This window comes from Klebsiella sp. YJ (assembly GCF_002108615.1).
Classification (GTDB): Bacteria; Pseudomonadota; Gammaproteobacteria; order Enterobacterales; family Enterobacteriaceae; genus Klebsiella; species Klebsiella planticola.
This window is the reverse complement of record NZ_MTEG01000011.1, coordinates 217312-229040: the sequence shown is the minus strand read 5'-3', so window position 1 is coordinate 229040 and position 11729 is coordinate 217312. Positions and strand designations below refer to the sequence as shown.

The 11729-nt window shown below is 57.0% G+C and carries 10 protein-coding genes; 4 read left to right on the top strand and 6 right to left on the bottom strand.

Annotated elements, in window-relative coordinates; all coding sequences use genetic code 11:
• Window positions 1-357: 357 nt before the first annotated feature.
• The 5 genes from BV390_RS13495 to BV390_RS13475 all read right to left on the bottom strand — a co-directional run bounded on the left by BV390_RS13495 (window position 358) and on the right by BV390_RS13475 (window position 6907).
• Window positions 358-1362 (bottom strand): LacI family DNA-binding transcriptional regulator, encoded by a 1005-nt coding sequence (locus tag BV390_RS13495; protein WP_032696477.1) that lies wholly within the window; start codon window positions 1360-1362, stop codon window positions 358-360.
• 30 nt (window positions 1363-1392) lie between these two features.
• A complete protein-coding gene (locus BV390_RS13490; RefSeq protein ID WP_046852994.1) occupies window positions 1393-2793 on the bottom strand; it encodes a sucrose-6-phosphate hydrolase in 1401 nt (466 codons plus the stop codon).
• A complete protein-coding gene (locus BV390_RS13485) occupies window positions 2793-4163 on the bottom strand; it encodes a sucrose-specific PTS transporter subunit IIBC (protein ID WP_032689082.1) in 1371 nt (456 codons plus the stop codon). The genes BV390_RS13490 and BV390_RS13485 overlap by 1 nt, the downstream gene beginning before the upstream one ends.
• 136 nt (window positions 4164-4299) lie before the next feature.
• The gene (locus BV390_RS13480; protein WP_032696475.1) at window positions 4300-5817 is read right to left on the bottom strand and encodes a carbohydrate porin; all 1518 of its coding nucleotides are present in this window, start codon (window positions 5815-5817) and stop codon (window positions 4300-4302) included.
• Between the two features lie 166 nt (window positions 5818-5983).
• Window positions 5984-6907, bottom strand: a complete 924-nt coding sequence (locus tag BV390_RS13475; RefSeq protein ID WP_085397019.1) for an aminoimidazole riboside kinase — start codon at window positions 6905-6907, stop codon at window positions 5984-5986.
• Between the two features lie 365 nt (window positions 6908-7272).
• Here BV390_RS13475 and BV390_RS13470 point away from each other — a divergent pair, with 365 nt between their 5' ends.
• Together BV390_RS13470 and BV390_RS13465 are read left to right on the top strand one after the other, a co-directional pair.
• The gene (locus tag BV390_RS13470) at window positions 7273-7662 is read left to right on the top strand and encodes a hypothetical protein (RefSeq protein WP_032689078.1); all 390 of its coding nucleotides are present in this window, start codon (window positions 7273-7275) and stop codon (window positions 7660-7662) included.
• Window positions 7663-7863: 201 nt separating this feature from the next.
• Window positions 7864-8379: an RcnB family protein gene (locus BV390_RS13465; protein WP_032689077.1), complete on the top strand. Its 516-nt coding sequence runs from the start codon at window positions 7864-7866 to the stop codon at window positions 8377-8379.
• Window positions 8380-8478: 99 nt separating this feature from the next.
• On the opposite strand, the gene BV390_RS13460 is transcribed toward BV390_RS13465, so the two are convergent.
• Window positions 8479-9069, bottom strand: a complete 591-nt coding sequence (locus tag BV390_RS13460) for a lipid-binding SYLF domain-containing protein (RefSeq protein ID WP_085397018.1) — start codon at window positions 9067-9069, stop codon at window positions 8479-8481.
• Window positions 9070-9642: 573 nt separating this feature from the next.
• Here BV390_RS13460 and BV390_RS13455 point away from each other — a divergent pair.
• The gene (locus BV390_RS13455; protein ID WP_085397017.1) at window positions 9643-10821 is read left to right on the top strand and encodes a M20 aminoacylase family protein; all 1179 of its coding nucleotides are present in this window, start codon (window positions 9643-9645) and stop codon (window positions 10819-10821) included.
• Between the two features lie 19 nt (window positions 10822-10840).
• Window positions 10841-11617 (top strand): ABC transporter substrate-binding protein, encoded by a 777-nt coding sequence (locus BV390_RS13450; protein WP_032689073.1) that lies wholly within the window; start codon window positions 10841-10843, stop codon window positions 11615-11617.
• Window positions 11618-11729 lie beyond the last annotated feature (112 nt).

Sequence of the window (11729 nt, the reverse complement as noted above, 5' to 3'; positions counted from 1 at the left end):
GGGCCTACGGAAAACGCATAGCCTGCGGATATTAGGGGTTTTGTAGGCCGGGTAAGGCGCTAGCCGCCACCCGGCAAAAATGCGAGCACGGTGTCTAAAACGGGTTGGTCATCAGTCTCAGACGGCGAAAGTCGTCGCCGATGGCTGACAGCATGCGCTTTTCCGGAATCGCCCGGCGGCGCGTGGCTTGCGCGGGCCTACGGAAAACGCATAGCCTGCGGATATTAGGGGTTTTGTAGGCCGGGTAAGGCGCTAGCCGCCACCCGGCAAAAATGCGTGCACGGTGTCTAAAACGGATTGGTCATCAGTCTCAGACGACGAAAGTCGTCGCTTCGACACATCCGATGCCGCGTCATTTCAACGATGCCGAATCTGCAGCGTCGCGGGCAGGTAGCGCCGTAGCGGCTCAGGCGTGTTGCCGTCGATCAGCTGGCTTATCAGATCGTAGCAGTGCCAGGCCAGCTGACGGTTATCCTGCTGGACGGTGTCGATACGCAGCGACAGCGAATCGTAGAGATAGTGATCGTCAAAGCTCGCCAGATGAATATCGCAATCCAGTAAATGGTGCTGACTCATATAGCGCAGCACCCCTTCCAGCAGACCGCAGGCGGCGGTGAACAGCGCCTTTGGCGGCCGCCCGAGACGCGCGCAGAGGGCGGCGAACATCTCGTAGCCGGAGCTCGGATGATAGTTGCCGTTAATCACCCACTCGGGACGCAGTTCGACACCGGCGTTTGCCAGCCCCTGAGTAAACCCGGCCAGACGATCGCGGGAGGGCGACAGACGCGGCTGCCCGCCGAGAAACCAGAACTCGTCGCGATGCTGAGGCGCGATGCGGGAAATCAGATCCGCCGTCGGGCTGATGGAGTCGGTCATCACCAGCGGCAGCGTGCTGTCGCTGGGACAGCGGTCAAACAGCACCACCGGCAGCTGTTCGCTGAGCTTGAGGTAATCGGCGTCGTTGTGCATACAGGAGGCGACGATCAGCCCGTCAACCTGGCGGGCAATCATATTATTGACCACCATGGTTTCCTGGCCGGGGTTTTCGTCGGTACAGGAGATCAGCAGTTGAACGCCCGCCTCGCGGCAGAGCATTTCCAGCTCATGAGAGAAGACGGCAAATCCGTAGTTGGTGATTTCAGGCACCACCAGACCGATGGTGTGGCTGCGGTTATCGCGCAGCGAGCGGGCGTGAATACTGGGCTGATAATGTTGTTCGCGCGCAATCGCCAGCACGCGCTCGCGGGTATCCTGCGCCACGCGTAGCTCTTTGCCACGACCGTTCAGCACCAGGCTGGCGGTGGCTTTCGAGACACCCGCCAGCTCGGCGATATCTTTAATGGTAACGCGTTTGGTTTTCATCACGACAACATGCGCCTGAATTTAAAACGCTTATTCTACCATGCATGGCTCCAGCGACCAGTAGCAGAATGTTACCGGCGTCGCGCCGCTGAAAATCAGCTGTGCCGGATAGTCCGGGAAGAGGCGGCTGCTCATTACCCCTTCGCCGTCGTTAATGAAAATCTCCACGCTCGACCGGTCGACGAAGATCCGCAGCGAGCGAACCTCGCCGCGCCAGTAGCGATAGAGCATGTCGTCGCTGGCGAGGCTGCGCCGCGCCAGACGAAGGCCGCGGGTATCGCGCTCGAGGGTCAACGCGCCGCCGAAATCGAGGCTAAACGCGTCGTCACCGGCGGTATCGAGGGCTATCTCCAGCGGCGCCAGCGGCAGAACGTTGCCCTGCCAGCCGCGGACTTCGCCGCGCAGGGCGCTCAGTTCGCGCAGCGGGCGCTGATAGAGTTTGCCGTCCACCCACTCCAGTTCGCGCAGGCAGGTCATTTGGTGGATCCAGCCGTTGGCCCGCGTCGGCTGGCGCATCTCCTCGCCGTCCGGGACGCCCATCCAGCCAACCAGCAGCCGGCGGCCGTCGGTTGTCTGCATGGTTTGCGGGGCGTAGAACTCAAACCCGGCATCCAGCTCGTGCAACTCGCCGTGCGTGAAGGCGGCGCTGGCGTAGTCGAAGCCGCCGGCCATCCACACCGCCGGATAAGTGTTGAGGTAGCGCTCTTTCTCGCGGGTAATCCCCTGCGGGCAGCAAATCAGAATATGCTGGTCGCCAAGCGGGAACAGGTCCGGACACTCCCACATGTAACCGGCATCGTGCAGTCCGTTGATACCGGCGCCGGCGATTTCGCCTTCGTTGGTCCATTGGGAGAGGTCCGCAGAGCTGAACAGCAGCACCTTGCCGCATTTTTGCCGATCCTGTGCGCCTAAAACCATGTACCAGCGGTCTTCATGCCGCCACACTTTCGGGTCGCGCACGTGGCCGGTATAGCCCTCCGGCAGCGGCAGGACCGGGCCGGTTTTGCTGAAGGTGCCGTCGGCATTTTCCGTCGCCAGGCACTGCCAGGCGGTCCGGCTGCCGTCTGCAAACTTGACGTTGCCGGTGTAGCACAGAGTCAGCGTCCCGTTGTTATCCACCGCGCTGCCGGAGTAGCAGCCGTTGCGGTCATACTCTTCGTCCGGCATCAGCGCAATCGGTTCATGCCGCCAGTGCAGCAGATCGGCCGAGCTCCAGTGCGCCCAGCACTTGAAGGTATGATCGCAGGCGAGCGGATTCCACTGATAGAACAGGTGGTAGCGCCCGGCAAATTCGATAAAGCCGTTGGGGTCGTTCATCAGCCCGGTGACCGGCGCATGGTGCCAGCGGGGATAGTGGCTATCGGCCAGCGCACGCGGCTGGCCCTGCATTACGGCCTGCAAAATCGCAGGCAGGCGTGATGGAAGTGACATTATTCCGCGTCCGTTTTGTATTTCAGCAGCAGGGAGACGACAAAGGCAACGCCGAAGGCGATGACCATCCCGATAATGTAGTTCAGCAGTGAACTGGCCTGCACGATTGCCATCCCGGGAATGGCCGTCAGGCCGACCGCAGTCATGTAGACATGCATGGAGACCACCCACGCGCCGCCCGCCGCGCCGCCGATCAGCGCTGCAATAAACGGTTTCACAAAGCGTAAGTTGATACCAAAAATCGCCGCTTCGGTGATGCCCAGCATGGCGGAAAACGCTGATGGCAGGGTAATGGCTTTGATTTTGGCATCTTTGGTTTTAAACCACACCGCCAGACAGGCTCCGCCCTGAGCGACGTTGGCCATCGCCCAAATCGGCAGCAGGAAGTTGACGCCGATGGACGGGTTACCCAGCAGTCCGGCTTCGATAGCGTGGAAGCTGTGGTGAATACCGGTAATCACGATAACCGAATAGAGACCACCAAACAGCAGTCCGGCCAGCCAGCCGGCGTGGGTAATCAGCGTGCTGAGCACGAATGAAATGCCGTCGCCCAGCGCGCGGCCCGCCGGACCGATAATCAGCAGGGCGATAAAACCGGAAATAATCACCGTCAGGAACGGGGTCAGGATCAGGTCCAGCGCGTCGGGGATGACGCGGCGCAGCTGCTTCTCAACAATGCTCATAAACCACACCGCCAGCAGCACCGGGAACACCGTACCCTGATAGCCGATCATCGCAATCTCAAGGCCGAAGAAGTTCATGGTATGGAAACCGGCGGCCACGCCCCAGGCGTTGGTGAGCGCCGGGTGGGTCAGAATGCCGCCGAGCGTCGCGCCGAGGTAAGGGTTGCCGCCAAATTCGCGGGCGGCGGTAAAGCCAATCAGGATCGGCAGAATAATAAACGCCGCGGAGCTGCACATATCCAGGATAATGTAGATAGCGTTGCTCGGGTCGACCCAGCCGTAGGTTTTTACCATGCCGAGCAGGCCCATCAGCAGACCGGAGGCAACGATAGCCGGAATAATCGGTACGAAGATATTCGACAGCAGGCGGGCAATACGTTGGAACGGATTAAGCTTTTTCGCCGCGATATTGGCGGCTTCCGACTTGCTGGATTCGCCGACGCCAGCGGCCTGAATAAAAGCGGCGTACACTTTGTTCACCACCCCGGTGCCAAAAATAATCTGCATCTGTCCGGCGTTGCGAAAACATCCTTTTACGCCTTCAATTTTGCCGATAGCCTGCTGGTCGGCGAGCGCATCATCGACCAGCACCAGACGCAGGCGCGTGGCGCAGTGCGCGGCGCTGGCGATATTTTCCTTGCCTCCCAGAAGCGGAAGCAGCGAGCGGGAAATCTGTTCAAAATCCATAGTACCCTCTGAATGCGTAATAATTTTCGTGTTGTGGTCCCGGGTTTACGGGGGCGCAGTCTCTGCGTCGTTATTGTGTCCGGGACGAGGGCCGGCATGCCGCCGCCCCGGTTTTTCTGGCATCAGGCGTTAACCGTCAGAACCAGGTTTCCATTTGCATACCGAACGACCATTCGCCGCCGGATTTAAAACCGCTGCTGCCTAACGCATCATCGCTGGCGTAATTATCCAGTTTTTTGCTCCAGTCCATCCACGAGGTGTAGAGACGGATCTCCGGGCGGCTGAAGAAATCGCCGATGCTACCGACCTTAAAGGTGGGGGCGAAGGTGAGTTTATAGAAACTACCGTTCACCGCATGGCGGTCGTTGTAGCCTTCGGGTTTGAGATCCATGTACTGGTAGGTACCTTCGTAAGCCAGGGCGAAGTTTTGAGTGATCTCCTGAATCAGACGCAGGTTGAGCGTCGCCCACTGGTAGCTGTCGCCATCGACATAGCGATCTTTACTGCTCTGCGCCAGTACCGCCGGGGCGATAAACCAGTTCTCGCTGAGCGGCGTGGTGCCGTAGCTGGCGAAGCGCCAGGTATTTGCTCCCGGGCGCAATCCGCCGTCGGAACCGACGCCTTTCACTTCGGCCCCTAGCCCGTGGCCATAGAGCAGGGCGGTTTTGCTGAGCCCTTCACGCAGGCCGTAAAAGCTGTCGTTGTGCAAACCGAGCAGCGTATGCACCCCGGTATTCGCCGCATCGCCTTTGACCAGATTACCGTTGGTATCTTTACGCTCGTCATTATCTTTCGCCCGCATCCCGCTGACCATCACCTGCACCGGGCCGATGAAGTTGTTCATGCTGAGGATGTAGTTCTGCACGCTATTGCTCGAATCATCAATATCGCCGAAGTTGCGTCCGTATAATGAGAAGTTACTCCGCAGGCTGTCGTTCCACTTCACGTCATAAATACCACCGCCGGTCCCGGCGAGGAATACCACGTCGGAGTCGACCCAGTGAATATCAAAGTTGTCGCGGTCGAAACGTTTCCCGGCCCACAGGGTTGAACCTTTGAAGGGACCCTCGAAGGTGGGCAGATTGCCCAGCTCGACGAAGGCCTGGCGCACGTTCAAATCGCTGCTGCTTGCCGTCCAGTCGTTGTAGGTGGTTTGACCGTCGGCCACCATCACCTTGAAGCGCGTTGTTGCCCCGTTATCCAGGGTCTGCTTATGTTCGAGATTCATTTCGACATAGGTGTCGGCCTGGTTCCCCAGACGGCCGATGGCTCCGCCGGTTTCCCCCGCCGGTGTCATATAGGCGCCGGATTTGGTACTGGCGGCGGAGTCATTCATTATGACGCCGGAACGGGCGTAGCCGTGGAACTCAAACCCGCTTTTTTCGTCGGCTTTTTTCTCCAGGTTAGCGGTGCGTTGAACGACCTGCTGGGTCGTGTCCTGCGTTTTTTGCTGCTGCGTGGTGAGCTGCTGGACTTTTTTCTCCGCCGACTCGGCGCGGTTTTCCGCGGTTTGAGCCCTGTTTTCCGCATCCTGCAGGCGTTTTTCCAGGGCGATCAAACGGGCTTCGATACTGCTGAGGTCCGTTTGCGCATGAGCTGAGGCCGCGCCGGTTAGCAAAGTAATAACAACCGCGAGTGTGCTTTTTTTATACATGTAGGTCGCATCCCAAACGTAAAATTGACATTATTGTGTTTTTTGCTAAACCGGTTTAAGTGCTATGTTAAACATGACCTTTAACATCTGGGAATATAAATTGCTAAACCGATTTAATAAATGTGATGGATGCAACAAAGTGGGCTGCGAGGGCAGCCCTAAAGGATCAAAATGAGGGGTTAAGATCGTGCAGGTAGGGCAGGGCGGTCATCGCCCCTTTGGCGGTAGTGGCCAGCGCCCCGCAGGTTTGCGCCTGCATGATTGCCGGTTCCAGCGCCGCGGGATCCGTTGGCATTCCCTTAGCGGCAAGGCTGGCAAGCAGTCCGGCGACAAACGCATCGCCTGCGCCGGTGGTATCGACGCTGACCACCGGCTGTGCGGAGAAGTGGGTGTACTGCTGCTGAAAAGCGGCGAGTACCCCGGCTTTACCCTGAGTGACCAGCAGTAGCTCAGGCTGATAGCGCTGGGTCAGGGCGGTTACCCCTTCGGCTAAATCCTCTTTTCCGGCGATCAACGCCAGCTCTTCTTCGGACAGTTTTACCACGTTCGCCAGACGCAGGGCGCGATCGAGGCAGGCGTGCAGCAGCTCCGGGTCCTGCCAGAGATCCGCGCGGATATTGGGGTCAAAGCTGACCCGACCGCCGGCTAATTTTATTCTCTCCATCGCCGCGAAGGTGGTGCTGCGGCTGGGTTCGGCGCTGAGCGCAATGGAGCAGACGTGCAGCCATTCGTTGGCGGCGAAGGGCGGAAGGTCTTCCGGCTGTAAAAACAGGTCCGCGCTGGGGCGAACCATAAAGGTAAAGGTTCTTTCTCCCTCGCCGTCGAGATCGACCACCACGGTAGAGGTCCGGTGCTGCGGATCGCTGCGCATGTAGCGGGTATCCACCTGTTCCTCGCGCAGAGTGTGCTGCATAAAGCGGCCAAAAGGATCGTCGCCGACGCGGCCGATAAACCCGCTGTTGCCACCCAGGCGGGCGATACCTACCGCCACATTGGCCGGCGCGCCGCCGGGACACTGCAACAGGCGACCGCCGCTTTCCGGCAGCAGATCCACTACCGCATCCCCAAGCACCCATACTTTTGCATTCATACTGTTTCCACCTCAATGCTAAACTTAATTAAACCGGTTTAGCTTATTTAAGCATAGCCCGCTGATGAACGAAACGCTGCAATAGATAAAGTGAGAAGCAGGGCAAAAAAACGGCGCGGCCGGCGCGCTGTTTTTGTCCGTCGGTAAGCGGGACGTGGTTCCTTCACCCCCGATGCCTGGCTGGCGTCGCAGGCAGATGGCCTCCGTCTCGCTCTCTGGCGGTAGCAGGCGTCTGAGGAACGGTTGGTCTGAAAATGGGGATAAACGGGAGGATCTGGTTTTAAGAACTATCCCTAAAGTCATGAGCGGAATGTTATGCCATGCTGTTGATGACTCATAACATTAAGCACGTTAGAGAGGAAATGATGAAAAAAGCAATGATTGCGTTATCTGCGATTCTGGTAGCAGCCCCTGTTTTTGCTGCGACAACACACGCAACTGATGATACCGTCGCGGCGGCCCATGAAGGGGCGAACACGGCGAAAGAAAAACTGCACCAGGCCCAGAACGAGGGCGAAGAGCAGAAGCTGAAATCCGAACACGCGGCGCAAGGTAAAAGCGACAGCGTAGGCAGCCAGGTGAGCGAAGGCGCTCAAAAAACCTGGAATAAGACCAAAGAAGGAACGGAGAAGGGTTGGGATAAGACCAAAGAAGGGACGGAAAAAGGCTGGAATAAGACTAAAGCCGCCACCGAAAAAGGCTGGGATAAAACCAAGCAGGGTGCGGAAGAGCTGAAAAATAAAGTCACCGAATAATCCCGGTAGCGTTGCATAAAATAAGGTCGCGAAAGCGGCCTTTTTTTTGCGCCCCATCTGCGGCGATGGATATGACGCTACGGTGATGCCCCTCGCGGTTATGACGCGAAACGAGAATGCCAGGAATTGTCCTGGATATCCTGATACTCACTTTTTCTCCACATTCCGACGGTAAAAAGGAGGCATATCAGGAGGTGTACGATGAAAAAAATGATTTCTCTGGCCGTTATGTTGTCCTGCGCATTAAGCTCGTTAGCCTGGGCCGACGGCCCGAACGGCAACGGTAACCCAGGCCAACAGCAGGTGTGGCAAAACGGTTCTGGTCACGGTAGTCCGGACGGTAATCGCCAGCAGGGACCGGGTAATAATGGTCCTCAGGGCAACGGCGACAGCCATCGCCAGGGCGCGGATAATCGCGGCCCGGAACGTAACAACCCCGGCGACAATCGCGGCAATAATCATGCGCAAGGAAAGTCGCATCAGGAACGCCATGAACAAGACCACTTTGCGTGGAACGGGCATGACTTCCGTAAGGGGCAGCCTGCGCCGGAGCGTTACCGCGGTAATGATTATCGGGTCAGCAACTGGAACGATCGCGGCCTGCCGCCGCCTCCGCAGGGGCAGCACTGGTCGTATATTAACGGCAACTATGTCCTGATTGCGGCGGCCACCGGCATCATTACGTCTATTCTGGTGAACGGCGTCCTTTCACATTAATGTCGCACCGATGCTGCGGAGGCGAATCGGCCCACGGCAAACCCTCTCCCGCTCAGGGAGAGGGGATTACCGCCGGGTGACCTGTTTATTCCGTGAGGTCTATCTTTTATTCAGCTCCTCATCCGGCCAGTACTTATAGCCATTGAGCATCGCCTGAGCGGCGAGCCCTTTCTCGGTAATTTCATAAACGTTCACTTTCGACGGCAGCGAAGAGGTATCCTTGGCAACGCCGCTTGTTGAGGCAGCGACCGGCGCGACACCTTTATCATCATATTTCGCCGCGGCATTAGCGTCTGCGCCGACCATATAGCCCTGGGTAATAAAGGTATGAAGTGCCGCTTTATCGTGGAACACCAGTACGGTACGCTGCTGCTTCACGCCCATCCCCAGCCCCGCGCCGCCCTGGGCCATTTTCATATAGGTATCTTTGCCGGTGCGCAGGTCTCTAACCACGCCGTAGCCGCTGCCAAATCCTAATACCAGAATTTTGCTGCTGTTGCTGGCAAATACGGCATAGCCATCGGCGTGCTGGATATCGCTACGGGCTTCCGGGTAGAGCGAATAGAGTTTGCTCAGCGTTTCGCTGCGTATTTTTTGGATACTGGCGCGCTGCTGGCTGGCGGTATCACCCTGGGCGCTACAGCCGGCCAGCGCCAGCGCTGACGCCAGGAAAAGAGCCTGATATTTCATGTTTGAGTTCTACGCTATTCTGCGTCCATCTTATGGCGCGCGTTTATTTTTCCGTTGGTTCCAGAGGAGGCGTCGCGAATCATCTTCAGGGATGCCCGGGTGATTGCGCTGCGTGCGCTACCGGCGAGCTTGCTGCCCACAACATGGCGCCGCCTGAGGAAATCTGCAGGTATTTAATAAGCTGATTTAAGCGTGGCGATCGTAGAATAAAAACGCGGTAATAATCCAATAGTTAAAAGTTTATATTTAAATTTTGCCTTATTTATGGTCTTAATCACTATTATAATAAGGTTTATTAGCAGAGTGGTGCTGGCCTTTTTTACATTCTGTTGAACGTCCCACTTTTTTTCACATTACCGGTAACCTTCTGAATAATCATTAGTAAACGAGATGAAGCGCACGCCGGAAATCAGAAATCTTGCTTGCATTAAACGCTTATCCAGATAAGTTATTGAGTCTGAGTTTATTCTTCATACTTCACGTTTTGGGGTTCTGGCCCCCCACTTTTCGACAACCGTTTACCTGAAGCCTGAATGCAGCAGAATATCTATTTTTTATTTCCCGGAGACCGGCATGAGCAATTTTGTGATTCCAGAAATTAAAGCAGCTGAAGAAGAAATGATTGCGATCCGGCATTATTTACATGCCCATCCGGAATTAAGTCTGGAAGAGTTTAATACCAGCGAACTGGTAGCGGAAAAACTGGCGGAGTGGGGTTATGCGGTGACCCGCGAGCTGGGGAAAACCGGGCTGGTGGGATCGCTAACGAAAGGGCATTCAGCGCGCACGATTGGGCTGCGCGCCGATATGGACGCCCTGCCTATTTTTGAAACCACGGAATTACCCTGGGCCAGCACCGTTGCGGGGAAAATGCACGCCTGCGGCCACGACGGTCACACCACTATTCTGCTGGCGGCGGCAAAATATATTGCCTCGCCGGCCTGCCAGTTTAACGGCACGGTACATGTGATTTTCCAGCCAGCGGAAGAGGCGATTGGCGGCGCAAACCTGATGATAAAAGACGGGCTGTTTGAGCGCTTCCCCTGCGATTGCGTGTTTGCGCTGCACAATATGCCGGGGCTGCCGGTCGGCAAGCTGGGCTTCTACGCCGGCAATTTTATGGCGTCGGCGGATACCGTCAAGATAACCATTCACGGCTACGGCGGCCACGGCGCCCACCCGGAGCGCGCGGTCGATCCCATTCTCGCCGGCTCGGCGCTGGTGATGGCCCTGCAAAGTATTGTCGCTCGTAACGTGCCGCCGGGGGAAACCGCCGTTGTCACCGTCGGCACCTTCCAGTCGGGCATCGCCTCCAACGTGATCCCGGAAAGCGCGGTGATGGAACTGACCGTGCGGGCGATGAAGCAGGAAGTACGCGACCTGCTGATTAAACGGATTCACGACATCACCGAATTTACCGCCAAAAGCTACGGCGCTACCAGCGAGATTGAGGTCTACGACTCCTACCCGGTGCTGACCAATAGCGTGGAGGAGACCGCATTCGCCAAAGCATTAGCGACGGAAGTCTTTGGCAACGAGCAGGTGCTGGAATCCATTTCACCGATGAACGCCAGCGAGGATTTTGCCTTTATGCTGCAGGCGCGTCCGGGCTGCTATTTCCTGCTGGGAAACGGCGAGAAGGGCGATAAAGGCGGCTGCATGGTGCATAACCCTGGCTATGACTTTAACGATGACATTATTACCACCGGGGCGTCGTTTTTCGCCCGGTTAGTTGAAACACACTGCCGTTGATCTCTGGAGCTCGTAAATAATGAAAAAATCACTACTGCTGTGGGTCGCGCTGATGGCGTCCGCATCGACGCTGGCCGCAGAACAAAAAGAAATTCGTTTTGGCGTCGATCCCACTTTTGCGCCGTTTGAATGGAAAGACCCGCAGGGCAAGCTGGCGGGGTTCGATATTGATTTAGGCAACGCCATCTGCCAGCAGCTGCAGGCGAAATGCGTGTGGGTGGAAAGCAATTTCGACGGCATTATTCCGGCGCTGAAGGCGCGTAAATTCGATGCGATTCTCTCCGGCATGTATATGACCGAGAAACGCAAAGAGCAGATTGGCTTTAGCGACAAGCTGTATAACGGCCCGGTGTTCCTCGTGGCGCGCAAAAATACGCTGACCGGCAATACGCCGGAGCAGCTCAAAGGCAAAACGATCGGCGTGGAGCAAGGCTCGGCGCAGGAGACGTACGTCAATCAGCACTGGCGTCCGGCGGGAATTAATATCGTGGCCTATCAGGGCGCTGACAGCGTGGTTCGGGATCTGGAATCCGGGCGTATTGATGGCGCGGTGCTCTCCGGAATGATGGCGGACTACAGCTTCCTGCAGCAGCCGCAGGGTAAAGATTTCGCCTTTGTCGGCGGAAGTTTGCAGGATAATAAGCTGTTCGGCGCCGGCGCGGCGATTGGTCTGCGTAAAGAGGATGACGCGCTGCGTCAGGAAATTAACCGCGCGATCGCGCAGATTCTCGCCGACGGAACCTATAAAAAACTGTCGGGTAAATATTTTAGCTTTGACGTCTATTCCGGGACATAATGTTGTGATGCGTCCGGCGGGCACGGATGGGCCCGCCGCAAGATTCCTTTTCTGACTCTCCACTCATGGTTCTTTCCCGCCCCTTGCGGCCTGGCGAAGGATGCAGAATATA